We start from the raw sequence: 25847 nt of genomic DNA, 5'->3' as shown, positions 1-25847 counted from the left end.
TGGCAACTCCTTGTGCTTTGCGCCCCAATTGGCAAGCTGCGTCCAGAATTTCAAGGGTCGTCTTGCGTGGTACCCATTTCTGTATGATGCTGCACTGCGAAGGAACGCTGAAAACTGGCCAACGTATGCTCCTTCCACGGGGTCCAAGGCGACGGTTCGCTATGCCGACAAATCGCCGTAACACTCCACTGTTATGCTCCTGCGACCTGAGCAGACGTTCTTGGGTCACCTATGTCGAGTTCATACCGCAGCTCTGCCACCCGTCTCTTTGACTAAAGTCAATGCGAGACGAATTGTATTGTTCTATTGGCTTCAAGCAGCGGGGCCGGCCTTCAATCGCACCGAGGAGTGGACACTATGCCCAAGCATTCCACCATCCCGACAATACCGACATTCGCCGATGCCTATTCCTATTCGCTCGATGCCTGGCAGCGCTCGGTCCTTTTTCTTGACGTGATGCGGCAGCGCGGCGCGCAATATGAGGAGCACCGGACGCAGACCGCTCCGAACGTGCTGGAGTTCGAGGCTCGGCTTGTCCGCGACGGACGCACGCTCGCTCGGCCGGTGAACTATGCGCTGGTGAGCATCGTTCCTCCCGAAGGTGTCGTGGTCGACCCGTCGAAACGTCCCTTCGTCGTCGTCGATCCCCGCGCAGGCCACGGGCCCGGCATCGGCGGCTTCAAGGCAGACAGCGAGATCGGCGTGGCGATGAAGGCCGGCCATCCCTGCTATTTCATCGGCTTCCTTCCTGATCCGGTTCCCGGGCAGACGATTGAGGATATTGCTCTTGCAGAAGCCGTGTTCCTCGAAACCGTCATCGCTCGCCATCCGGATGCTGACGGCAAGCCCTGCGTGATCGGCAATTGCCAGGCGGGCTGGGCCGTGATGATCGTTGCTGCACTCAGGCCGGAACTCTTTGGCCCCATCATCATTGCCGGCGCGCCGCTTTCCTACTGGGCCGGCGTCAAAGGGCAAAACCCGATGCGCTATTCCGGCGGGCTCCTCGGCGGTAGCTGGCTGACGGCGCTGACCGGCGATCTCGGCGCCGGCGTCTTCGACGGCGCCTGGCTGGTTCAGAATTTCGAGAACCAGAACCCGGCCAACACGCTTTGGACCAAACAATACAATCTTTATTCGAAGATCGACACGGAGGCCGCCCGCTACCTCGGCTTCGAACGCTGGTGGGGCGGGCATGTGACGCTGAATGCCGAGGAAATGCAGTTCATCGTCGATGAGCTGTTCGTCGGCAACAAGCTCGCCGCTGGCGAAATCCGGACGTCCGATGGAACGGCGATCGACCTTCGCAATATCCGCTCGCCGATCGTCGTCTTCTGCTCGAAGGGCGACAACATCACCCCGCCGCAGCAAGCGCTCGACTGGATCCTCGATCTCTACGACAGCGTCGACGAGATTCGCGCCTACGGCCAGACAATCGTCTATACCGTTCACGAGACTGTCGGGCATCTCGGCATCTTTGTGTCCGCCGGGGTCGCGCGGAAGGAGCATGACGAATTCGCATCCAACATCGAGTTGATCGATGTGCTGCCGCCAGGACTCTACGAAGCGGTGCTGACGCCGGCAGCCAATGTGGCTGAGGGCAGGGACCTTGTGTCCGGCGAATGGCTGATGCGCTGCGAGGCGCGAACGCTTGACGATATCCGCGCGCTCGGTGGCAACGATATCGAGGACGAACGTCGCTTCGCCGCCGCGGCGAAGCTTTCGGAAGTCAACCTGGCGCTCTATCGCACCTATCTGCAGCCGCTGATCAAGGCGGCGGCAACGCCGCCCGTGGCGGAGGCGATGCGGAACATGCATCCGCTGCGGCTGCAATATGCACTGTTCGGGCAGGACAACCCCTTCATGCCCTGGATGTCGGCGCTTGCGGACCATGTGCGCGAGAACCGCGAGCCTGCGGATGCAAGCAACCCGTTCATCGCCTGGCAGGAGGCCCTGTCGCAGCAGATCGTGGACGGCCTCGACACCTGGCGGCGGACGGCCGAGTATCTTTCGGAACAGAGCTTTCACGCCATCTACGGCGCTCCGACACTCCAGGCGGCACTCGGCATCGAAACGAATTCGGACCAGCCGCCGCGCAAGGCTGAGAAGAGCCTGCTTCATCAAGCGCTCGTCGAGGCGCGGATTGCCGAGCTCAGGACGAGATTTGCAGAAGGTGCTACGTGTGAAGGCCTTGCGCGGTCGTTGATTTTCGTCGGCATGGCGCGTGGCGGCGCCGACGAGCGCGGGCTCGAGGCAGTTCGCAGGCTTCGGCGTGCCCATCCCTCGGCGAAGCAACTGACACTAGCCGATTTCAAGGCGGTAATGCGCGAGCAGTACTTCATGTTGCTGATCGACGAGGACGCTGCCCTGGCGGCGCTTCCAAAGCTGCTGCCGGAAGCGATCGAGGAGCGTCGCGCGGCCTTCACCGCTCTTCGCGAGGTCCTCGAGGCCTCCGGTGTGCTGACAGGCCTTGCAGCCGAGCGGCTGCAACGGGTGGCGACGCTGTTCCGGCTGGACAGCGAGCCTCCGGTGGCGATCAACGCTGGCAAGGTCGTCCGCAATCGTGCCGCATCCTGATCGAGAAGGAGCTTCGACATGTCCGAGGAAACCGCACTGCCGCTTGAGCAGTCCAAATACGATCTCCTGATTGCCACCGCGCGAGACGAAACGCCGGCGGTCACCATCGTCGCGCACCCTTGCGACGAAACCTCGCTGCGTGGCGCACTTGAGGCGGCCGAGACGGGACTGATCAAGCCCGTGCTCGTCGGCCCGGAAGCGAAGATCCGCAGCGTCGCTGCCGAACACCGGCTCGACCTCGGTAGCTACGAGATCGTCGACGTGCCGCACAGCCATGCGGCGGCGGCGAAAGCGGTGGCCATGATCCGCGAGGGGTGCGGCGAACTGCTGATGAAGGGAAGTCTGCATACGGACGAACTGATGCGCGAGGTCGCAGCCTCCGCAACGGGACTCAGGACCGATCGGCGGATCAGCCACGTCTTCATCATGGATGTGCCGGGCCATGCCGAGACGCTGTTCATCACCGATGCCGCCATCAACATCTTCCCGGACCTCGAGGCCAAGCGCGACATCGTGCAGAACGCCATCGATCTCTGGGTTACAATCGGTCTTGGCGAACCGCGCGTCGCCATACTTTCGGCTGTCGAGACCGTGACGACGAAGATCCCATCGACGATCGAGGCGGCAGCACTTTGCAAGATGGCGGAGCGCGGCCAGATCACCGGCGGCCTGCTCGAGGGCCCACTTGCCTTCGACAATGCGATCGACCCGGAGGCAGCACATATCAAGGGCATCAAGTCCCCGGTTGCCGGCCGGGCGCAGATCCTGGTGGTGCCCGATCTTGAGGCCGGCAATATGCTGGCGAAGAATCTCACCTTCCTGTCCCATGCCGACGCCGCCGGCATCGTCCTTGGCGCCCGCGTGCCGATCGTGCTGACCTCGCGGGCGGACTCGGTGCGCACGCGTCTCGCCTCCTGTGCCGTGGCCTCGCTCTACGCGGCGCGGCGCCGCGCAACGCAAGTCGCGGCGGTGTAGCCATGGATGCGCTTCTCGTCGTCAACGCGGGATCGTCCAGCCTGAAGTTTCAGGTTTTCGGGATCACGGATGCCGGTCTTGAACGCCGGGTGAAGGGGCAGATCGGCGGCATCAGCACGCGTCCGCGCCTGCAGGCGAAGGCGGCCGACGGGACCGTGCTGGTCGATCGCAACTATGAAGCCGACGTCGTCGGCGACCTGCCGGCGGCGATCGCCGCGGCGCGGGACTGGCTGTTGACCCTTCAGGGCTTCACCTTGCGTGCGGTCGGTCACCGGGTGGTACATGGCGGGCCCGACTATGCCGAGCCTGTGCTCATCGATGCGACTGTGCTGGATCGTCTGGCGAGCTATCAGGATCTCGCGCCGCTGCACCAGCCCAACAACCTCGCGCCGATCCGTCAGGCCATGGCGATCAATCCGGATGTGCCGCAGGTCGCCTGTTTCGATACCGCCTTCCATCACGGCCACCCGGAAGAGGTGAACTGCTACGCCATGCCGCGCAGCTTCTATGACGAAGGCGTTCGGCGCTATGGCTTTCACGGCCTCTCCTACGAATACATCTCGGAGCGCCTGCGCGACGTGGCGCCGGAGGTGGCGGGTGGCCGTGTCATCGTTGCGCATCTCGGGAGTGGCGCCTCGATGTGTGCCCTCTACAACGGCCACAGCATCGAGAGCACCATGGGCTTCACCGCGCTTGACGGCTTGCCGATGGGAACGCGGCCTGGCCAGCTCGATCCGGGCGTCGTGCTTTACCTGATCCTCCAGCGCGGCATGAGTGCCCAGGCCGTTTCGGATCTGCTCTATCATGAGGCAGGTCTGAAGGGGCTTTCCGGCGTGTCGAACGATATGCGCGACCTTCTTGCCAGCGAGGACCCGCATGCCAAACTCGCGATCGATCACTTCCTCTATCGCAGCGGGCTCAATGTCGGGATGCTTGCGGCGGCGCTCGGCGGCATCGACGCTTTCGTCTTCACGGCGGGCGTCGGCGAGAACTCTGCTAAGATCCGCGCCCGCATCGCGGAGAACCTCGCCTGGCTCGGAGCCGAACTCGATCCGGCCGCGAACGCGGCGGGTGCCACGCTGATCTCCACGCCTTCAAGCCGCGTCGCGCTCTACGTCATTCCAACCGACGAGGAACTGATGATCGCGCGCCACACACTGGCGCTCCTTCGAACTCGTGCAGCCTGATCCATCGGAGACAATCCATGTCCATTCCTGTCGCCAAGGCCAAACTTCTGGATGGCCGCAAAGGTCTGATCGTCGGCATTGCCAACGATCGGTCGATCGCCTGGGGCTGCGCCCGCGCCTTTCGCGCCTTCGGGGCGGAAGTGGCCGTCACCTATCTGAACGACAAGGCAAGGCCCTATGTTGAACCGTTAGCGCGTGAAATCGAAGCGCCGCTGTTCCTGCCGCTCGACGTGGCCGTTCCGGGCCAGATGGAAGCCGTGTTCGAGGAGATCGAAAAGACCTGGGGGGAGCTCGATTTCCTCGTGCACTCGATCGCCTTTTCGCCGAAGGATACGCTCGGTGGCCGCGTGGTTGACGTGCCCCGCGAAGGGTTCCTCAAGACCATGGACATTTCCTGCTGGTCCTTCATCCGCATGGCGCATCTCGCCGAGCCGCTGATGAAGAATGGCGGCACGCTTTTCACCATGACCTATCACGGCTCACAGGTGGTGGTGGAAAACTATAACATCATGGGTGTTGCCAAGGCGGCGCTTGAAAGTGCGGTCCGCTATTTGGCAGCCGAACTTGGCCCCAAGGGCATCCGCGTCCACGCGATCTCGCCCGGGGCGCTTGCGACGCGCGCCGCTTCCGGTATCCCGGAATTCGACGCGCTACTCGAAAAGACGAAGGTCAAGTCGCCATCCCGCGAACTCGTCGACATCGACGATGTCGGCGTTGCGACGGCCTTTCTGGCGCATGACGCCGCCCGGCTGATAACGGGGCAGGTGCTCTATGTCGACGGTGGCTACCACATCATCGACTAGCCCGCCGCCGCCGCTCAGTCTGCATGGGTCAGATGTTGCCCATGCAGAGGTACTTCATTTCCAGGTAGTCTTCGAGCCCGTGGCGGGAGCCTTCGCGGCCGATGCCCGATTGCTTGATACCGCCGAAGGGAGCGGCTTCCGACGACATGCGGCCGGTGTTGATGCCGACCATGCCGTACTCCAACGCCTCGGCCACATGCCAGACCCGCTTCAGGTTCTCGGCGTAGAAATAGGCGGCAAGCCCATAGATCGTGTCGTTGGCTTCGGCGATCACCTGCTCGGCCGTCTCGAAGCGGATGATGGGCGCGATCGGGCCGAAGGTTTCTTCCTGCGCGACCCGCATGTCGGTCGAGATGCCGGTCAGGACCGTCGGCTCGAAGAAGGTGCCTGACGCGCCGATCCTGTGGCCACCGGCGCGCACCCTGGCACCCTTGGAGACCGCGTCGGTAACATGGGCGTCGATCTTCTCGATCGCGTGCTTGTCGATCATCGGGCCGATGGTGATGCCCGGGGTGAAGCCGTCGCCGACGGTGAGCTCGGCAACTCGGCTGACGAACCTCTCGGCAAAGGCGTCATGAACGCCGGACTGCACATAGATGCGGTTGGCCGAGACGCAGGTCTGGCCGGCATTGCGGAATTTCGCCTGGATGGCGCCGTCCACAGCCTCGTCGATGTCCGCGTCGTCGAAGACGATGAAAGGGGCGTTGCCGCCAAGCTCCAGGCTGACCTTCTTGATCTGGTCGGAGCATTGCCGCATCAAAAGCCGCCCGACTTCGGTCGAGCCTGTGAAGCTGATCTTGCGCACCTTCGGGTTGCTGCAAAGCTCGCGGCCGATCGCGGCACCCTCCGAGGCATAGAGCAGGTTGACGACGCCCGTGGGGAAACCGGCCTTTTCGGCGAGCACGAACATGGCGCCGGCAACGAGCGGGGTCTGCTCGGCGGGCTTCAATACGATGGTGCATCCGGCGGCAAGGGCCGGCGAGATCTTGCGGGCGACCATCGATGCCGGGAAGTTCCACGGCGTGATGGTGCCGACGACGCCAACCGGTTGCTTGATGACAAGCATGCGGCGGTCGTTTGCCGGTGCCGGGAAGGTCTCGCCATAGATGCGCTTCGCCTCTTCCGCGTACCATTCGATGTAAGCCGCGGCGTGCAGCACTTCGCCTTTCGATTCCGCGATCGGCTTGCCCATTTCGGCGGTCAGGATCGCCGCGAGATCGTCGGCATGTTGCACGATCAGGTCATGCCAGCGCCGCAACACCGCGCTTCTGTCCTTGGCGGGTTTTGCCGCCCAGAGAACCTGCGCCTTTGCAGCGGCTTCGATCGCCCCATGCGCCTCTTCGATCCCCATGTCCGGAAGGGCCGCCAGCAGCTCACCGGTCGAGGGGTTGAAGACGTCGAAGGTTGCGCCGGTCCAGCCTGCGGCGGCATGTGCAATGGTGTGTAGCGGCGCGAATAGCTCGGCGGCGCGCAGGTGCTTGGTCAAGGCGGGGGTCAAGGTCATTGGCGGGCATCCTCCGGCGATGGTCCGCCGGGGGGGCGGCAGACCCGCTTTTGCTTGTTTTTGCGGGTGCCGAACGACGTCGGCACCCGAGCTTCACGCGTTTGAATCGACGCGCTAAGTCGCTGTAGCACTTTGAATTGCTGCATAATTTTGTCCTCAAGTCGATCCCGATTTAAGGAATTATGCACCGGACAACCGCGTTAGCGGTCGCCTGGTGGGGCGTCAACCACGCGCCGCGAGGATCGACGCTTCGAGAATGTCGAGCGCTTCAGCGAAGACTTCGTCCTGGATGGTGATCGGCGCCAGGAAGCGAATGACGTTGCCATGCACGCCGCAGGTCAAGAGGATCAGTCCCTTTTCCAGCGCGATAAGGCGAACCTTGTTGGCGAAGTCGGCGCTCGGCAGGTTGGTCTTCACGTCGTTGAACTCGACGGCATTCATGAAGCCGGGGCCGCGGATGTCGGCGATCTCGGGTGCCTGTTCGCGGATGGCGGCAAGACGCTGCTTGAGCCGGCCGCCGAGCTGCTCGGCGCGTTCGCACAGCTTCTCCTCGGCGATGACGTCGAGCACCGCATGGGCGGCGGCGATACCGAGCGGGTTGCCGCCATAGGTGCCGCCAAGACCGCCGGGGGCCGGCGCATCCATGACTTCGGCGCGGCCGGTGACGGCGGCGAGCGGGAAGCCGCCGGCAAGGCTCTTGGCCATGGTGATGAGGTCAGGCGCAACGTCGTGGTGGTCCATGGCGAACATCTTGCCGGTGCGGGCAAAGCCGGTCTGGACCTCGTCGGCGATCAGAAGGATGCCATGCTGGTCGCAGATTTCGCGCAGCGCCTTCATGAAAGCGGCGGGCGCGGGGTAGAAACCACCTTCGCCCTGCACCGGCTCCAGGATGATCGCGGCGACACGGCCCGGATCGACATCGGCGGCAAAGAGCTTCTTGAGTGCTGCGAGCGACTGTTCGGTAGTAATGCCGTGCAGTTCGATCGGGAAGGGGGCGTGGAAGACGTCGCCCGGCATCGCGCCGAAGCCGACCTTATAGGGAACGACCTTGCCGGTCAGTGCCATGCCCATGAAGGTGCGGCCATGGAAGCCGCCGGAAAAGGCGATGACCGCCTGGCGGCCGGTCGAGGCACGCGCGATCTTGACGGCGTTTTCGACAGCTTCGGCGCCGGTGGTGACGAAGATCGTCTTCTTGGCAAAGTCCCCGGGCGTCAGCGCGTTCAGGCGCTCGGCGAGGTGCACGTAGGATTCGTAAGGCACGACCTGATGGCAGGTATGGGTGAAGCGATCGATCTGCGCCTTGACCGCCTCAATGACCTTGGGGTGACGATGGCCCGTGTTGACGACCGCAATGCCGGAGGCGAAGTCGATGTAGCGATTGCCTTCCTTGTCCCAGATCTCCGAGTTTTCCGCGCGATCGGCGTAGATCTGGGTGGTCATGCCGACGCCGCGGGAGATGGCGGCGTTCTTGCGGTCGGTGAGGCTGGTCATGGCGCGTTCCTGTCACGTCTGGAGTTAATATATTGCATTTTTTCTGCAAGTTTATTCTGGAAGTGGTACACCTTTCACAGTCGATTGCAAATCAAATTTGGTGATCGAGACAACACGGGCGCTGATGCGGCGTCCTTGTCAGATCTCAATCGTGACGGGTAAGGTTGCGGACACGTCGGAACTGCACGGATTCGTGCAGCGCCGGCGGGCGGTAAAGGGAAGTTGGAATGGGCGCTGTGCGCTACAAGGTTGCCGAGGCGGCGCGTCTGGCGGGGGTCTCCGCTTCGACTCTGAGGTTATGGGAGACGCAAGGGTTGGTCGTGCCCGAGCGCTCGCCGACGGGACATCGGCAATATACGGAGGGCGATCTTGCCCGGCTAAAGCGCATCGCCTGGTTCCGCGTCGAACGCGGGCTGAACCCGGCAGCGATCCGCGAGGCGCTCGAGGCGGAAGGTGCCGGGGACGACGCTGTTTCGAGCACGGGCGAGGGCGGCGATAACCAGGTCGGCCGCAAACTCAGGAGCCTCCGGCACGCGGCAGGAAAGACGCTCGAGCAGGTTGCCGGCGACATTGGCATCGCCGCATCGGTGCTCTCGACGCTGGAACGCACCTCGCAGGGCGTTTCGGTCGCCGTCCTGCACAACATCGCGGAATACTTCGGAACCACCGTTTCCAGCCTCTCCGGCGAGGAGGAAGCGGATGCGCGGGCCGTGGTGCGAGCCGGCGAATGGCGGACCTGGCCGCGCACGACGCCCGGCGTCACCGTGCAGTTGCTGGCCGACGGCCGCAACCAGATGGATTGCCACCGCTTCGTGCTGGAACCGGGGGCTTCCAGCGAGGGCGCCTACCGGCATGAGGGCGAGGAGTTCGTCTATGTTCTCTCGGGCCGGGTCGAGTTCATCCTCGACAGCGACCAGTTCTACGACCTCGGCGTCGGCGACTCGCTCTATTTCGAGAGCAAGAGGCGCCACGCCTGGACGAACCGGCACGACGGTGAAACCGTCCTTCTTTGGGTCAATACGCCACCGACATTCTAAGCCCCCGGCCGACTTGATGCGCTTTCGTTTCTGAAACAATACAAGAGCTTGCGGCCTCGGCCGGGCGGCGGTGACCGGCGCCTTGGTCGTCGCGGTCGACCGCCCGCAGGCGAACTCGGCGCGCTGCCGCCATCCCAGCGGTCAAAGTTTGGCCCTATTCGACCCTAGAGTTTTAGGGGCCGCCTTCAATGCGTCGTGCGACCGATCAGACCTTTCACGCTTCTCTTGAAGCAAATGGCAACCTCGCGGCAAAAATCGTAGCTGACCAGAGAGTTGGCTCCACAAGGAACAGGGCCCGCAAGGGTCGGAACTCCGAGGGGATGTTCAATGTTGAATACGCGCGACCGTCAGTTGGACGGGTTGCGGGCCGCTGCCGTTTCCATGGTTTTGTACGCGCATTTTTTTGCCGCGGACGATTCCCATTGGGGACACATCGGTGTGCGGCTGTTCTTCATTCTCAGCGGCTTTCTGATCACGCGGCTATTGCTTGACGCCCGTTCCGCCGCTCAGTTCGAACCGGCGACGGCTCTCAGATCCTTCTACGCGCGCCGGGCCTTGCGTATCTTCCCACCCTATTTCGGCATGCTGGGCGTCCTGTGGCTGTTCAACCTGGAAGGCGCCAGGGAAGGCTGGGTCTGGCACGCGCTTTACCTCTCGAACTTCTGGTACGCGGTCAAGGACGCGTGGACACCGTGGGTGCTCTGCCACACCTGGAGTCTCAGCATAGAAGAGCAGTTCTATATCGTCTGGCCGCTTCTCGTTCTGCTGACGCCGCGCCGTCTGCTCGGGCGGCTTTGTGTCGGTGTGATTGCCTGTTCGCTGGCCTACCGCTTCTATTGGCCGCTGACAGGCGACCCCTCGCTCGCGCGCGACCTGCTGCCGCCGGCCTCGATGGATGCGCTGGCGGCGGGTGCCCTCCTGGCCGTCCACCGATCGCATGTCACAGCCTGGCCGCGATGGATGGCGGCCAGCTGGCTGCCGCTTTCCATCCTGTCGCTCGTCCTCCTTTGGGCGCGCTCGACTGCAATGGGGCCGGTGCCCGATTGGCTGGTGTGGATCGGCCTTGAAGTTTCGCCCCTGGTTCCGCTTGCAATGTTGGTGGGCAGCGCCTCCGCCGGGTTCCGCAACGATTTCGGCAGGCTGCTCGAACTCCCGCCGCTGACGGCGCTCGGGCGCGTCAGTTATGGCGTCTACCTGTTTCATCCAGTCGTACTGGCGCTGGTCGTCAAGGCGCAGGCGTGGATACCGGTCAATGTTTCCGAACAGGGCTTCGGGCGTTTGCTCGTTGCCGGTTCCGCCACTTTGGTCGTCGCGGCCGTCTCCTGGCTCGCCTTCGAGAAACCGCTCAACGCCTTGAAGCGGCACTTCCCCTACCTTCGCGCGGGCGACCGGCGGAGTAGATCGGCCCCAAATGCCGGAAGCTCTGTTGACTGGCTGCAGGGGAAAAAGGGTGAGCGGCCGCAGCCGACCTATCGCACGGACGCCGCTGGCCGGGAAAATGCGCTTCATGCGTCAGATCTGCAATAACGTTCGAGAATGCCCATGACCGTTCCATTGGTTTCCGTCCTGCTGCCCGTCTACAACGCCGAGCCCTATCTGGCTGCGGCGCTTGAGAGCATTCTGAAGCAGGATTATCGACGGCTGGAGATCATCGCTATCGACGACGGTTCGCGCGATCGTTCGCTGGAAATCATGCGACGCTATCAGCAGGCGGACGACCGCATCACCATCGTCTCGCGCGAAAATCGCGGTCTGATCGCGACCTTGAACGAAGGCCTCACGCTGGCGAAAGGCGACCTCATTGCCAGAATGGACGCGGACGATATTTCCTATCCCTCGCGACTGTCACGCCAGGTGTCGCTGTTCCAGCGGCAGCCGGAGCTTGCTCTGTGCGGCTCGGGTATCGACACGCTCCTTGGCGACCGTATCATCCGCGGCACGCCCAACCCGATCTATCAGCCGGCGAGCCTGCGGGCGCTGTCGAAGTTCTTCACGATCTTCATCCACTCGACCGTCGTCTTCAACAGGCGCGTCATCCCGCAGGATATGCTGACCTATGATGCGCATTACGTGCATGCGGAGGATTTCGATCTCTTCCGAAGGGTTGCCGAGCGTTTTCCGGCCGTAATGATCGACGAGGCGCTGATCGCTTACCGCATTCACGGCAACAGCGTTACGAACACGCATAAGCGCCAGATGCGCCGCACGCATTTGCAGATCGTCGCCGAAAATCTCGAACGCGAAGAGCTTTGCGACGGTCCCTCTGCCTTGAATGATATCGGCCTCGCAGTGACGTCCGAAACGATAGGGCGAGCCGCTGCGTGTATTCTCTCGCTTGAGGCCAGGGTCTCGGCGCTTCCTGCGGAGACCCGCGCCGGATACGAGGCGGGCGCGCTGAATTTCTTCTATTTTCTCTATCAGCTCGTCAGCGACGAGCGGCGGCCGGAACTCACCCACGAGTTCTTGTCGCAGACGAGAAAATGGGGGCTCATCCGTCGCCGGGAACGATATGGCCTAATCGCCGGCGCTCGAGTGCCATGGTGCAGCCGCATGACGTTGGCTGCTTCAAGCCGGTTGGATGCCGTGTCGCGGTATCTGCAATCCGTGCCTGCGACGAGCGTCCTTCCGCAGCAGGGGATGCGCTAGCATGACCGTCGAGGGCCTGAAGTGGACAGCGGCGGAACGCAGCGACATGGTGGAGACGCCACGGCCGTCGTCGCCCCCCGCACGCAACGCGCTTTTCGCAAGCTTTATCGTCTGCACCCGCAATCGTGCGGCGGCGCTCGAGACCTGCATCCGATCGATCGAGACAGTTTGTGGCGCCCATGCTGCCGGCCGGTGCGAGTTGATCGTTGTTGACAACGGTTCGACCGATGACACGCCTGAGCGCATTGCCCGGATGGTTTCCGCTTCCCCGCTGGCAATCACGCACCTCATCGATACCCGACCGGGCCTCGCTGCCGCGCGCAACACGGCCATGGCACGCGCCCGTGGCGGCATTCTGGTTTTCATCGACGACGATTGTGAAATCGACACGAACTATCTGGCTGACCTGGAGCGCCACTACGCAAACGGCGAAAGCGGAATCATTCGCGGCGGCCGCGTGGAACTCGGAGATGCCAGAGACCTGCCCTTCACGATCAAACGATCGAACGCGCGTGAGCGGTTGACGTGTGACGTTCATCCGGGTGGCTTCGTCTTGGGCTGCAACATGACGATGCATCGCGAGGTCGCGCTGCGTGTCGGGGCCTTCGACGAACGCTTCGGCGCCGGCACCTCCCTGCAGTCGGCCGAAGACACCGACTATCTGCTGCGCGCCTACAGGCTCGGTATCCCGATCGAATACGTCCCCGACATGCTCGTCTTCCACCACCACGGCCGACGTACCCGCCTGGCAATCGAGAGGCTTCACCGCAACTACAGTTTCGGCAACGGCGCGCTATGCATGAAGCATATCCGCACGACACCGTGGCTGCTGCGGCATTTCTGTTGGACCGTCCGGTCGGCTATCAGGGAAGTCTTCGGCGGTCCCCGGTTCGACCCCGTCCTGCACCTGTCGCATTGGCCAATCGTTTTCATGAACCTGCTCGGCGCTCTCAAGTTCATGAGCCTGTCCGTCGCCGAGCGGACAACGGGCCCGGTCGAACAACGGGCCCGAGAGCAACTCCAGCGCTGAGGACGGCCGCGATGTTCAGAATTCTCTTGCCGAGCCTGCAGCTGTTGCGCAATGCACTGGATGGCCAGATGCGTCTGCTTCCGCTCGTGGTGGTCCTCGGCCTCTGCAGCGCGGCACTGGAGGGCGTCGGTATCGGCCTCATCATTCCCATGTTGGGCATCATTGCGGGCGACCAGGATCCGGCGGCACTGAGCGGCGTCTCCTCTCTTTTCCAGCAGGTGGGATCGGGACTGGACGATCGCGAAAGGCTGATCGTCATTGCCGCTGCTGCCTTTGGGCTGATCTGTCTCAAGAATGTCCTGGCTTTTGCCAACACGGTGCTTGCAACCTTCATCTACGGCAAGGCTGGCCACGCGATCCGAAGCGCACTGTCGGGTCAGCTGCTGCGCATCGGCTACCCGTTCTTCATGAAGGAGAGCCCCGGGCGGTTGCTCAACATCATTTCGAACGAATCCTGGCGAGCATCCGACGCGATACAAACCGTACTTGCGGCCCTTGTAAATGGCGCGGCCGCCGTCATCCTGCTCGCGTTCCTCCTGCTTTTGTCCTGGCAGATGACGTTGTTCGTGGCGCTCGGCCTCGTTCTCGTGCAGCTCGTACACTACGTCCTGTCCGCAACCCTCACGGGGCCGAGCCGCGATGTCACCTCCTTCAACGGCGAGCTGGCGGCACGCATGCTCCACCTGGTCCACGCCGGCCGCCTGATCCGGATATTCGGGCAGGAGGCGCGGGAGAAGGCCGCGTTCGATGGGGCGTCGGATTCGGTCAGGCGCGCCGCCTTCGCACTACAGGCCCGCCAGGGCATGCTGCCACCGCTGACCGAGACGCTCCACTCCGCTCTCTTCCTTGGAGTGGTCGTCAGTGCCTGGTCTGCCGGCATCAGTTTTCCTGTGATCGTTGCCTTCGTGGTTCTGCTCTATCGTTTGCAGCCGCATGTGCGTGCCTTGCAATTGTCCTGGAGCCAGATCCAGGGCTGGAGCGGCTCGCTGGAGGAGGTGCATTGGTTGTTGGACTCGTCCGGCAAGCCGCGGCCGCCGGAGGGGAGGGAGCCTTTCAGCGGGTTGCGGCAGCGGCTGAGATTTGATGACGTCACTTTCCGCTATCCGAGCTCGGATTCCCGAGACGTCGTGCTGCAGTCGGCGGCGTTCGAAATCCGAGGCGGGCGTTCGACGGCGCTTATTGGCCGGTCCGGTGCCGGCAAGACGACGATCGTCAATCTGCTATGCCGCTTCGTCGAGCCGGATGAGGGAAACATTCTCGTCGACGATGTCCCGCTGAACCGGATCGACCCGGTGCAATGGCGAAGCCGGATCGCGCTCGCGAGCCAGGACCTGGAACTGGTTGATGGAACGATCCTGGAGAACATCACCTATGGCCGGGAGGCGACTACCGCAGCCGAAGTGGAGCATGCGGCCAGGATGGCCGAAGCGCATGGCTTCATCGAAGGCTTGCCGCAGGGCTATCAAACCGTCGTCGGCTATCGAGGTGCCAGCCTTTCGGCGGGGCAGCGGCAGCGGGTCGCGCTCGCCAGGGCGCTGGTGCGTGATCCGGATATCCTAATCCTTGACGAAGCCACCAACGCGGTCGACGGGCTATCGGAAGCGGCCATCGTCGAGACGCTGAAATCGAGAGCGGGACGCCGCACGACCATCGTCATCAGCCATCACCGCAGCACGATTTCGTTCTGCGATGAGGTCGTCATTCTCGGCGGCGGCCAAGTGAAAGGTCAGACAGCTTTTGCCGACGTGGCCGCCTTGAGCATGGATCAGCTTTATGAGCACGAAACCGTGGAAACGCGTCGGGCTTGAGAGGGGCCTTGTCCGCGTTGTCTCCGGCTCGCTTGGCCGCTCCCAGCCTTCGATGATCGAAACGAAACCGGCGCGCGGCCGTATGATCACGGGCCGCGCGCCGGTTTGTTTCTCATAGGAATAGGCCGCCCGCTTCCCGTGGTCTCAATGATGTAAGCGGAAAGCGGGCGGGTTCTCGGAATCAGGCTGCCGCGTAGCGCTTTGCCATTTCCGGCAGGCGCAGCGTGCGGATCTTGGAGGCCTTGCCGGCGGTGCGGAAGGCTTCGAAGCGCTCCTTGCAGACCTCGGTCATCAGCGCGGTTGCCGGCTTCAGGTAGTTGCGCGGGTCGAAGTTCTCCGGGTTCTCGGCGAAGTTCTTGCGGATCGTGCCGGTCATGGCGAGACGCAGGTCGGTGTCGATGTTGACCTTGCGCACGCCAAGCGGGATCGCCTTCTGGATTTCCGAGACCGGAACGCCCCAGGTCGGCTTCATCTTGCCGCCATAGGTGTTGAAGAGGTCCTGCAGATCCTTCGGCACCGACGAGGAGCCGTGCATGACGAGGTGCGTGTTCGGCAGCTTCTTGTTGATCTTGGCGATCGTTTCGATCGACAGGATGTCGCCATCGGGCTCGCGGGTGAACTTGTAGGCGCCGTGGCTGGTGCCGATCGCGACGGCCAGTGCATCGACACCGGTCTTGGTGACGAAATCGAGCGCCTGGTCCGGATCGGTCAGCAGTTCCTCGCGCGACAGCTTGCCTTCGAAGCCGTGGCCGTCTTCCTTGTCTCCGGCGCCGGTCTCGAGGTTGCCGAGGCAGCCGAGTTCGCCTTCGACCGAAACGCCGGCCGCATGCGCGATCTTCACGACCTCTGCGGTGACGGCGACATTGTATTCATAGCTGGCGACGGTCTTGCCGTCCTTTTCGAGCGAGCCGTCCATCATGACGGAGGTGAAGCCGTTGGTGATGGCCGAGATGCAGGTCGACGGCTGGTCGCCGTGGTCGAGGTGCAGACAGACGGGGATATGCGGGTATTCCTCGGCAGCACCCAGGATCAGGTGGCGCAGGAACGCATCACCCGCATAGGAACGGGCGCCGCGGCTTGCCTGAAGGATCACCGGACTGTCGGTGGCATCGGCGGCGCGCATAACGGCCTGAATGTATTCGAGATTGTTCACATTGAACGCCGGCAGCGCGTAATCGTTCTCCGCCGCATGGTCGAGCAGTTGCCGCAATGTGATCAATGCCATTCGGTATTCTCCCTTGGTGCTCGGCGCAGCCTTCCCGGTGCGCCACAAAAACAATCCGGCTTGAAGCGCCGCATGAACATCATCGCAGGCAAGCGATGGCCGGAATTTCCGTGCGGCGTGACAGCGCGCGCGAATTGGTCGCGCCCACCGAAGTCAGGCGCACAATAGTTCATCGAAGTGGTTTGACAACCGGGCAAAAGGCAGGTTGCCAGAGGTCGAAACGCGCTTCAATCGATTTTACTGTGGACTGGATGCAACACCTTTCCGGTGAACTGGTTTCACTTTCTGGTGGTGCCTTTGAGGGGAGGAGGGCAAGAGTCGCATTTGCGACCTGTGCGTGTCTATTTCGTACTGCACACCATACCGGTCGAGTGCGCGGTGGAAACAGTCTGTCTACATGAAGTGAGGGGTTCGCAAGAAGATTGCGGCGAACGGCGCCATTCTTTGCGCACATTACGTAAACTGCCGGTAAAATTCACAAAGTTTGCACGGTCGATGATTCGACGGTGCCTGCGGCCGTGTTTTGTCGACAAAAATTGCCGACCTAAAACGTTGCAGGAGATTTCCCGAAATTGCCCTGCTTCCGTCACACGTCCGTCGCAAAGGCGACGAAAAGAATCGCAAACGAAATACAACCTATAGGATAGAAGGAATTCTGTCCTATAGATAAAGATGCAGACAGCCGCAGAATCCGCCTTGCGTTTGAGGACGATTTGCACTTCTCTCCTGCGATCACAAACCCAAAACAAGGGGAAGGAGAGAAACAAAATGGCATCACTGAAACTCAACCTTAGCGCTGCCGCGCTGATCGGTTCGCTGCTCATCGGAGCAAGCCCGGCGCTCGCCGAAGCTGTCCTGCATCGCGGCAATGCGGGTGAGCCGCAAACCCTGGATCAGGCCCATACCTCGATCAACATCGAAGCGTTCATCCTCAAGGACCTCTACGAGGGCCTGACGATCTATGACGCCGCTGCCAAGATCGTCCCAGGTGTCGCTGAAACGTGGGAGCTCTCGGACGACGGTACGGTCTACACCTTCAAGCTGCGCGCCGATGCAAAGTGGTCGGACGGTTCGCCGGTAACGGCAGAAGACTTTGTCTTCTCCATCCGCCGCGTCGAAGATCCGAAGACCGCGGCCGGCTATGCCAACATTCTCTTCCCGATCAAGAACGCCGAAAAGGTCAACAAGGGTGAACTGCCGACCGACCAGCTCGGCGTGAAGGCTGTCGACGAAAAGACGCTCGAAATCACGCTTGAGCGCCCGACCCCGTTCTTCCTGGAACTGCTGGCGCACCAGACCGCGCTTCCGGTCAGCAAGGCAAGCGTCGAAAAGAACGGCGCTGACTTCGTCAAGCCGGGTGTCATGGTTTCGAACGGCGCGTTCACGCTCGCCGCCCACGTTCCGAACGACAGCCTGACCGTCGTCAAGAACGCCAACTATTGGGATGCGGCCAACGTCAAGCTCGACAAGGTCATCTTCTACCCGATCGACGACCAGGCCGCTTCGGTTCGCCGTTTCGAAGCCAAGGAAATGGATCTCGTCTACAACTTCTCGGCTGATCAGATCGGGCGTCTGCGCACGTCCTACGGCGATCAGGTCCATGTTTCGCCGTCGCTCGCGACGTATTATTACGCCTTCGACACCCGTCAGGAGCCCTATAGCGACGTGCGCGTCCGCCAGGCTCTGTCCATGGCCGTCGACCGCGACTTCCTCGCCAAGGAAATCTATGCCGGTTCGCAGCTCCCCGCCTATTCGATGGTCCCCCCGGGCATCGAAAGCTACGGTGAGCCGTCCAAGGCCGAGTTCGGCACGCTGTCGCAGCTCGACCGTGAAGACAAGGCCGTCGCCCTGATGAAGGAAGCCGGCTACGGCGAAGGTGGCAAGCCGCTCGATATCGAGTTGCGCTATAACACCAACCCGAACCACGAGCGTGTTGCGACCGCTGTCGCCGACATGTGGAAGAACACCTTCGGCGCCAAGGTGTCGCTGGTGAACCTCGACGTGTCCTCGCACTACGCCTACCTGCAGGAAGGCGGCAAGTTCAACGTTGCCCGTGCCGGCTGGCAGGCGGACTACGCGGACGCAGAGAACTTCCTGGCACTCAGCGTCGGCTCCAACAAGACCTTCAACTACGGCCACTTCGAAAACGCTGAATTCGACGGCCTGATGAAGAAGTCCTACGACGAGCAGGATCCGGCAGCCCGCTCGAAGCTGATGCATGAAGCAGAAGCGCTGCTGATGAAGGAACAGCCGATCGCTCCGCTTCTGACCCAGGCCGACCTGTGGCTGGTTGCCAGCCGCGTCAAGGGCTGGGCGGACAATGCTCCGAACGAGCACCTCAGCAAGTTCCTGAGCATCGCCGAATAACGAACAGAGACGACGCGCGGTAACAGGCCGCGCGTCGTCTCCGGAGCACGTCCATGATTTCCTTCATCCTTCGCCGATTGGCGAGTGCGGTGCCGACCTTGTTTATCGTCGTCACCATATCCTTCTTCCTGATGCGGTTCGCCCCTGGTGGCCCCTTCAACCTCGAGCGTCCTCTTCCGCCACAAACGATGGCGAACCTGATGAAGACGTATCAGCTCGACCAGCCCCTTTGGCGCCAATACACGCACTATCTCAGCAATGCTGTGACCGGCGACTTCGGCCCGAGCTATGTCTATAAAGACAACAATGTCGCTGAATTGATCAGCAAGGGTCTGCCCTATTCGATGGAGCTCGGCTTCTACGCGCTGTTGCTTGCTCTCATCGGCGGCGTGACTGCCGGCACGATCGCCGCGCTCAGGCAGAACAGCATTCTCGATTTTGCGATCATGTCGGTCTCGACGATCGGCGTCACCGTGCCGAACTTCGTTGTCGGTCCGGTGCTCGTGTTGATATTCGCGGTCGGCCTTTCGTGGGTTCCCTCCGGCGGTTGGGGTGATGGATCGTTCCGCTCCCTGATCCTGCCGATGATTGCGCTGGCACTGCCGCAGGTTGCGGTTTTCGCGCGCCTGACACGCGGATCGATGATCGAGGCGCTTCACACCGACCACATCCGAACCGCCAGGGCCTACGGCCTACCTGCGCGAACGGTTGTGGTGACCCACGCGATGCGCGGCGCGATGCTGCCGGTCGTGTCCTATCTCGCACCCTGTGCCGCGGCGCTGCTGACCGGTTCGGCTGTCGTCGAGACGATCTTCACCATTCCGGGTGTCGGCCGTTACTTCGTCCTCGGCGCGATCAACCGCGACTATACGCTGGTGATGGGCACGGTCATTCTCGTTGCAATCTTCGTCATCGTTTTCAATCTCCTGGTCGACATTCTCTACGGCCTGCTCGATCCGAGGGTTCGCCATGACTGATATCGTCCAGACCCCGGTGGTGACACCGGAAACCAAAGGGCGCAGCCTCTTCCAGCTCGCCGCCATGCGCTTCAAGCGCAACCGTGCCGCCATGGCCGGTTGCGTGATGCTGGCACTGATCGCGCTGTTCTCGTTCTTAGGTCCGCTGTTTGTGCCGCATACCTATGACCAGGTGTTTCCGTCATACGTCACGAAAGCCCCCAGCCTCGAGCCGCGGCCCGACGTTTCGACGTTGCAGGGGGTGATGGAAGGCATCGCGACCCGCGCCCGCGTCACGCTCAAGGAGTTCAATCTCGAGGGTGAGACCTTCACCGCGACGATCACCTCGGAACAGCCGATCGATGCGCGCGCAACGCGCTATTTCGATCGCGCCAACGAGTTCCGCGACACCCAGGTGGTGGCAACGGAAGATGACGGCCGCACGCTGAAAGTGACCGGTCAGGTCGACCGGGAATACTTCCCCTTCGGCACCGATTCCAACGGTCGCGATCTTCTGGTCCGCGTCATGCTCGGTGGCCAGATCTCGATCGCCGTCGGCCTGCTGGCGAGCCTCGTTTCGCTCGGCATCGGCGTCGTCTACGGCGCGACATCGGGCTATATCGGCGGCCGCGTCGACAACGTCATGATGCGACTGGTGGAGATCATGTATTCTCTGCCCTTCGTCTTCCTCGTCGTCGTTCTCGTCGTGTTCTTCGGTCGCTCGTTCATCCTGATCTTCCTGGTGATCGGGGCGGTGGAATGGCTCGACATGGCCCGTATCGTGCGCGGCCAGACGCTTGCGCTCAAGCGGCGCGAGTTCGTCGGCGCCGCGCAGGCACTCGGCCTGACCGATTGGCAGATCATCCGCCGGCACATCATCCCCAATACGATCGGTCCGGTCATCGTTTTCGTGACCGTCGTCGTGCCCAAGGTGATCCTGCTCGAGAGCTTCCTCTCCTTCCTTGGCCTCGGCGTTCAGGCGCCGCTGACGAGCTGGGGAGCGCTGATCTCGGAAGGCGCAAACAACATCCAGTCGGCGCCGTGGCTGCTCATCTTCCCGGCCATCTTCTTTGTCCTGACGCTGTTCTCGCTGAATTTCGTTGGCGACGGCCTGCGCGACGCGCTCGACCCGAAGGATCGCTGACATGGCAGATACCAAGGAAACCATCCTGGCCGTTCGCGGCCTCAAGGTGAACTTCTCGACGCCTGATGGCACGGTGGAAGCGGTCAAGGGCATCGATCTCGACGTCCGTACCGGCGAAACGCTTGCGGTCGTCGGCGAGTCCGGCTCCGGCAAGAGCCAGACGATGATGGGCATCATGGGCCTGCTCGCCAAGAACGGTGAGGTCACCGGCTCCGCGCGTTACCGCGGACAGGAGCTTGTGGGCCTGCCGCCAAAGGCGCTGAACCAGGTGCGCGGTGCGAAGGTCACAATGATCTTCCAGGAGCCGATGACCTCGCTCGATCCGCTCTATCCCGTCGGCCGCCAGATCGCCGAGCCGATCGTGCACCATCGGGGCGGCACGTTCAAACAGGCGCGGGCGCGCGTGCTTGAACTGCTTGAGCTCGTGGGCATCCCGGAACCTGGGCGCCGCATCGACAGCTATCCGCATGAACTTTCGGGTGGCCAGCGTCAGCGCGTGATGATCGCCATGGCGCTTGCCAACGACCCGGATCTCCTGATCGCAGATGAACCGACGACGGCGCTCGACGTGACGATCCAGGCGCAGATCCTTGATCTGCTGAAGTCGCTGCAGAAGCGCTTCGGCATGGCGATCGTGCTGATCACGCACGACCTCGGCATCGTCAAGCACTTCGCGGACCGCGTTGCGGTGATGCGCCGCGGCGAAGTGGTGGAGAGAGGCACGACGGCTGACATCTTCGAGCGGCCGCAGGCCGACTACACGAAGATGCTGCTCGCAGCCGAGCCGAGCGGCCGCAAGGCGTCGCCGGCCGACAGCGCGCCGATCATTCTCGAAGGCCGCGACGTCTGTGTCGACTATCAGATCGGCGGCGGCCTATTCCGTGGCGGCAAGTCTGTCTTCCGTGCGGTGGACAACGTCAATCTGCGCCTGCAAGAGGGGCAGACGATCGGCGTCGTCGGCGAGTCCGGTTCCGGCAAGTCGACGCTCGGACGCGCGCTTCTAAGGCTTCTGCCGAGCAGTGGCTACTATCGCTTCGGGACTACGGATATTTCCGGCTTCGACCGCCGGCAGATGCGGCCGCTGCGTCGCACGCTGCAACTCGTCTTCCAGGATCCGTACGGCTCGCTTTCGCCCCGGCGCACCGTCGGTGAGATCATCACCGAAGGCCTGCACGTGCACGAGCCCGAGCTCAGCCGTGCCGACCGCGACCGCCGGGCGTCCGAAGCGCTGAAGGAAGTGGGGCTCGACCCTGCGTCCCGCAACCGCTACCCGCACGAGTTCTCGGGCGGCCAGCGGCAGCGCATCGCGATCGCCCGCGCAATGATCCTGAAGCCCAAGGTCGTCATTCTCGACGAACCGACCTCGGCGCTCGACCGCTCGGTGCAGGGTCAGGTGATCGAACTCCTGCGCGACCTGCAGCGCTCGCACGGGCTCTCCTACATCTTCATCAGCCACGATCTTTCGGTGGTGAAGGCGATGTCGGACTATGTGATCGTTATGAAGAACGGCAAGATCGTCGAGGAAGGCGAAACGGACGCGATCTTCGAGGCGGCGAAGCAGCCCTATACCAAGACGCTGATCGGCGCGGCCTTCAACGTCTGAGCCGGCCGATACCGCAGTTGACAGGGACGCGAGCGATCGCGTCCCTGCTTTATTTCGGGCACTTGCGGTTTCGGCGCGGGCTCTGATCAGAGTTCGCCATCGGCCGGGAAATCTGCAGCGACAAGCTTCTTGTCGAGCCCGAACTTCTGCATTTTCTCGTAGAGCGTCTTGCGCGAAATGCCGAGAGACTCGTAGACCGGCTTCAGGGCGCCCCCATGCGCGGCAATGGCGCTGGCGATGAGACCCTTTTCATAGGCTGCCACCTTGTCGGCAAGCCGGCCGCTATCTTCCTTCGCGGTATCGAGCGGTGCTGAATCAAGCCCGAGCACCAACCGCTCGGCGGCGTTGCGCAGTTCGCGCACATTGCCCGGCCAGTCGCGCTCCGCCATTTCCGCCAGCATGGCTTGCGAGACCTCGACTTCATCGCGGCCATAGCGTGCCGCAGATTCCCTGACCAGTTGCAGGAAGAGCAGCGGGATATCGGCGCGGCGCTGGGCGAGCGAGGGAACCCGAAGCGTTGCGACGTTGAGGCGGTAGAGCAGATCGGCGCGGAAGCGTCCTGCGGCAACTTCCCTTTCGAGATCGACCTTGCTGGTGGCGATGAAGCGCACGTCGAGCGGCACGACTTCGTTCGATCCGAGCCTGGTGATGACGCGTTCCTGGAGGACGCGCAGGAATTTTGCCTGAAGGTCGAACGGCATCGAGCCGATCTCGTCGAGCAGGATGGTGCCGCCGCGACCATGCTCGAATTTGCCGTAGCGCGGACGAATGGCGCCGGGAAAGGCGCCGGGCTCGTGGCCGAAGAGCTCGCTCTCGATCAGGTTCTCCGGCAGGGCCGCGCAGTTGATGGCGATGAACGGGCTGTTGGCGCGGGCGCTGAGATCATGCAGCGTGCGGGCCAGCACCTCCTTGCCGACGCCGGTATCACCGATGATCAGCGTGTCCGCGTCGGCTGCGCCGATCGCGCGAATACGATAGCGCAGATCGACCATGACCTGGCTGCGGCCGGGGAGCCGCTGCTCGATGTCGTCGCGTTTGCCGGCGACGGCTTTGAGCCGGCGGTTTTCCAGAACGAGCGCGCGCCAGTCCAGCGCCCGGCGAATGGTGCCGGCGAGCATCTGTGCCGCGAACGGCTTCTCGACGAAATCATAGGCGCCTTCGCGCATCGCGCGCACGGCAAGCTGCACGTCGCCATGGCCGGTGACGAGGATGACCGGCACCTCGGCATCGATCTCTCGGATGCGCTGTAGCAGCGTCATGCCGTCCATGCCGGGCATGCGGATGTCGCTGATGACGACACCGGCGAAGCTGTAGCTGATGAATTCCAGGGCACGTTCGGCTGCGGCGAAGGCATCGACGCGGAAACCCGCCAGTTCCAGCGCCTGCGCGCTCGAATGGCGCACCTCCTCTTCGTCGTCGACGAGCAGGATCCGGCTCTCGATCATTCGGCAGCCTCCCGGGCATTGCTGTTTTCAGCGGCAAGTTCGATCCGGAACTCGACGCCGCCTTCCGTTAGGTTGGTTGCGATAAGACTGCCGCCGAAATCCTTGATAATGTTATAGGAAATCGAAAGGCCAAGGCCCAGCCCCTTGCCCACGCCCTTTGTGGAAAAGAACGGATCGAAGATGCGCTCGGCAATCGCCGGCGCGACGCCAGGCCCCCGATCGCTGACCGTCAGCACCACCTTGTGGTCTTCCTGTCGGGCGCGAAGGCGAATGGTCCGGTCATCAAGCCCCTCGACTGCATCGGCCGCATTGGAGATGATGTTGACCAGCACCTGCTGCAGGCGCACGGAACCGGCACGGACGACGAGCGGTTTATCGCCGAGATCGATGTCGATGGTTGCCGCTGCGGCCTTCAGCCGAACCGATACGATCTCCATCGTATCGCGCACCACCTCTTCGACCGGAACCGGCCCAAGCTTTTCATTCGGCTTGCGGGCGAAATTTCGCAGATGCTTGCTGATCGCCGCCATGCGGTCGACGAGCCCGGAGATCCGGCGGATATTGTCGGTCGCCTCGTCGGAACGGCCACGTTCGATCAGCAGGGCCGCGCTGTCGGCATAGGTCTTGGCGGCGGCAAGTGGCTGGTTGAATTCGTGCGAAAGGGCCGCGGACATTTGGCCGAGACCTGCCAATTTGCCGGCCTGGATCAGGTCGGCCTGTGTCCGGCGCAACTGCTGTTCCGTCAGGCGACGTTCAGCGATCTCCTCCTCGATCTGGGCATTGACGCGCGCGAGGTCGGCGGTGCGTTCGTCGACACGGCGTTCGAGTTCGACCTGCGCTTCTGCCTGCATGGAGATGCGTTCGTTGAGCCGCGCACGCCGTTGCAGAACAATGGCCACGCCAAGGCCGGCAAGACAGATCAACAGCAGCGCTGCGGCGACGGCGGTCAGCGCTTGCGTATAGGCAGAGGCCGTATCCACCAGTACGTTCACGGTCCAGTCGGCATCCGGCATATATTGCGAGAGCACGAGATACTCGCGGCTCGAACCGCCGGAGGAGACGGTCATGAAGCGGTGGTCGGGCGCGTTGCTCTCTGCCATGGGCAGCGGACGCAGGGTGGCGTCGGCGTACCGCCTCGAGGCTTCGGTGCGTGCGAGGCGGTCTGAGGTCAGCGGCAGGATAGAGGAATAGAGCCAGTCCGGGTCGCCGGACATGAAGATGATGCCTTCGGGATCGGAAACGAAGATCCTGTATTCCCCGCCCTGCCAGGAGGCTTCGATGCTTTCGACATCGACCTTGAAGACGATCACGCCGCGAATTTCATCGCCGATCTGGATTGGCGAGCCGAAATAGTAGCCACGCTTCAGCGATGTAGTGCCAAGCGCATAGAACCGCGACTGCTGTCCACGAAGCGCTTCCTGGAAATAGGGCCGGTAACTGAAGTTCTGGCCGACGAAGCTCGTCGGCCCGTCATAGTTGCTGGCAGCGATCGTTTCGCCGTCCGGCGTGATGACATAGATATCGGAGGAGTGGAGCAGCGCGTTGATGTCTTTCAGATAGGCGTTCACCGCCTCCCTCAGTCGCCGATCACGCGGGCGGGTGACCAGTTCCTGAACGTCCTCGTGATCGGCGATCAGTGCTGGCAGCGCCTGATAGCGGTTGAGGTGACCATCGAGCGCCGTGACGGCGAGCCGGAGAGCGGTGGTGGCTTGAGCGGTCGCCTCGCGCAGATAGCTGTCTGTCGTGACCGCATAGCCTTTCCAGGCCAGCATGGTCGCAAGCAGCGGCAACAGCAGGAATCCAAGAGCCAAGCGAAATTTCACAGGTGTCCGCGCGCCTCCTCGCGTGCTTACGGCAACATGCCGCGAGCCGATCTTATGCATCGGCGCAACCGGTCACAAGCGCAGCGCTGCCAGGCATATGATTGTTGACGAGTCTCTGGCATCGTCAATGAAATGTTGACAATGCGTTTGGCCGCCGCCGTCTTTCGCCGACGGCCGGATGAGCGCATCTATGACCCAACGGAGCGCCCAGTGGCGCCGGAGAGAAAGG

At 62.6% G+C, this 25847-nt stretch carries 18 protein-coding genes; 13 read left to right on the top strand and 5 right to left on the bottom strand.

All coding sequences use genetic code 11. The features are described from left to right. Window positions 1-357: 357 nt before the first annotated feature. The 4 genes from AC3WWH_RS23550 to fabI are packed head-to-tail and all read left to right on the top strand — an operon-like array spanning window position 358 to window position 5539. On the top strand, window positions 358-2574 hold the full coding sequence (locus AC3WWH_RS23550; protein ID WP_058324963.1) for a DUF3141 domain-containing protein: 2217 nt from the start codon (window positions 358-360) through the stop codon (window positions 2572-2574). 18 nt (window positions 2575-2592) lie between these two features. Next, window positions 2593-3549 carry a phosphate acetyltransferase gene (locus tag AC3WWH_RS23545; protein ID WP_058324962.1) on the top strand — a complete coding sequence of 319 codons (957 nt, stop codon included), beginning with the start codon at window positions 2593-2595 and terminating at the stop codon, window positions 3547-3549. 2 nt (window positions 3550-3551) lie between these two features. Next, window positions 3552-4736, top strand: a complete 1185-nt coding sequence (locus tag AC3WWH_RS23540) for an acetate/propionate family kinase (protein WP_058324961.1) — start codon at window positions 3552-3554, stop codon at window positions 4734-4736. Window positions 4737-4753: 17 nt separating this feature from the next. Continuing rightward, window positions 4754-5539 carry an enoyl-ACP reductase FabI gene (gene fabI / locus AC3WWH_RS23535; RefSeq protein WP_058324960.1) on the top strand — a complete coding sequence of 262 codons (786 nt, stop codon included), beginning with the start codon at window positions 4754-4756 and terminating at the stop codon, window positions 5537-5539. Between the two features lie 28 nt (window positions 5540-5567). On the opposite strand, the gene AC3WWH_RS23530 is transcribed toward fabI, so the two are convergent. Next, a complete protein-coding gene (locus AC3WWH_RS23530) occupies window positions 5568-7043 on the bottom strand; it encodes an NAD-dependent succinate-semialdehyde dehydrogenase (RefSeq protein WP_058324959.1) in 1476 nt (491 codons plus the stop codon). 222 nt (window positions 7044-7265) lie between these two features. Continuing rightward, complete coding sequence (locus AC3WWH_RS23525) at window positions 7266-8534, bottom strand: 4-aminobutyrate--2-oxoglutarate transaminase (RefSeq protein ID WP_058324958.1); 1269 nt, start codon at window positions 8532-8534, stop codon at window positions 7266-7268. A 227-nt stretch (window positions 8535-8761) separates the two neighbouring features. Here AC3WWH_RS23525 and AC3WWH_RS23520 point away from each other — a divergent pair, with 227 nt between their 5' ends. From AC3WWH_RS23520 to AC3WWH_RS23500, 5 genes are all read left to right on the top strand, one after another. Beyond that, entirely contained in the window at window positions 8762-9571 is an 810-nt protein-coding gene (locus AC3WWH_RS23520; RefSeq protein ID WP_058324957.1) for a MerR family transcriptional regulator, read from the top strand. Between the two features lie 327 nt (window positions 9572-9898). Continuing rightward, entirely contained in the window at window positions 9899-11098 is a 1200-nt protein-coding gene (locus tag AC3WWH_RS23515) for an acyltransferase family protein (protein ID WP_058324956.1), read from the top strand. 15 nt (window positions 11099-11113) lie between these two features. Next, window positions 11114-12217 (top strand): glycosyltransferase family 2 protein, encoded by a 1104-nt coding sequence (locus AC3WWH_RS23510; protein ID WP_058324955.1) that lies wholly within the window; start codon window positions 11114-11116, stop codon window positions 12215-12217. Between the two features lie 46 nt (window positions 12218-12263). Next, window positions 12264-13247 (top strand): glycosyltransferase family 2 protein, encoded by a 984-nt coding sequence (locus AC3WWH_RS23505; protein ID WP_058325075.1) that lies wholly within the window; start codon window positions 12264-12266, stop codon window positions 13245-13247. An 11-nt stretch (window positions 13248-13258) separates the two neighbouring features. Then, entirely contained in the window at window positions 13259-15055 is a 1797-nt protein-coding gene (locus tag AC3WWH_RS23500) for an ABC transporter ATP-binding protein (protein ID WP_113398804.1), read from the top strand. Window positions 15056-15236: 181 nt separating this feature from the next. Here AC3WWH_RS23500 and fba read toward each other — a convergent pair whose 3' ends face one another. Further along, complete coding sequence (gene fba / locus AC3WWH_RS23495) at window positions 15237-16280, bottom strand: class II fructose-bisphosphate aldolase (protein ID WP_057248781.1); 1044 nt, start codon at window positions 16278-16280, stop codon at window positions 15237-15239. A 768-nt stretch (window positions 16281-17048) separates the two neighbouring features. Between fba and AC3WWH_RS23490 the strand changes: the two genes are divergently transcribed. Genes AC3WWH_RS23490 through AC3WWH_RS23475 form a run of 4 tightly spaced genes read left to right on the top strand, consistent with a single transcriptional unit; the run spans window position 17049 to window position 22350 of the window. Continuing rightward, window positions 17049-18647, top strand: a complete 1599-nt coding sequence (locus AC3WWH_RS23490) for a peptide ABC transporter substrate-binding protein (RefSeq protein WP_057248532.1) — start codon at window positions 17049-17051, stop codon at window positions 18645-18647. A 53-nt stretch (window positions 18648-18700) separates the two neighbouring features. Beyond that, entirely contained in the window at window positions 18701-19624 is a 924-nt protein-coding gene (oppB, locus tag AC3WWH_RS23485; protein ID WP_057248531.1) for an oligopeptide ABC transporter permease OppB, read from the top strand. Further along, window positions 19617-20747, top strand: a complete 1131-nt coding sequence (locus AC3WWH_RS23480) for an ABC transporter permease (protein ID WP_057248530.1) — start codon at window positions 19617-19619, stop codon at window positions 20745-20747. The genes oppB and AC3WWH_RS23480 overlap by 8 nt, the downstream gene beginning before the upstream one ends. A 1-nt stretch (window position 20748) precedes the next feature. After that, entirely contained in the window at window positions 20749-22350 is a 1602-nt protein-coding gene (locus AC3WWH_RS23475) for an ABC transporter ATP-binding protein (protein ID WP_058324954.1), read from the top strand. 86 nt (window positions 22351-22436) lie between these two features. Here the strand turns inward: AC3WWH_RS23475 and AC3WWH_RS23470 are convergent, their stop codons facing one another. Next, window positions 22437-23795, bottom strand: a complete 1359-nt coding sequence (locus AC3WWH_RS23470; RefSeq protein ID WP_058324953.1) for a sigma-54-dependent transcriptional regulator — start codon at window positions 23793-23795, stop codon at window positions 22437-22439. Beyond that, the gene (locus AC3WWH_RS23465) at window positions 23792-25618 is read right to left on the bottom strand and encodes a sensor histidine kinase (protein ID WP_113398803.1); all 1827 of its coding nucleotides are present in this window, start codon (window positions 25616-25618) and stop codon (window positions 23792-23794) included. Before AC3WWH_RS23465 ends, AC3WWH_RS23470 begins: the two co-directional genes overlap by 4 nt. Between the last annotated feature and the right edge of the window lie 229 nt (window positions 25619-25847).

The sequence above is a fragment of the Ensifer sp. EB106-03-01-XG145 genome (genome assembly GCF_058792075.1).
This window is presented reverse-complemented; position numbering and strand designations above follow the sequence as displayed.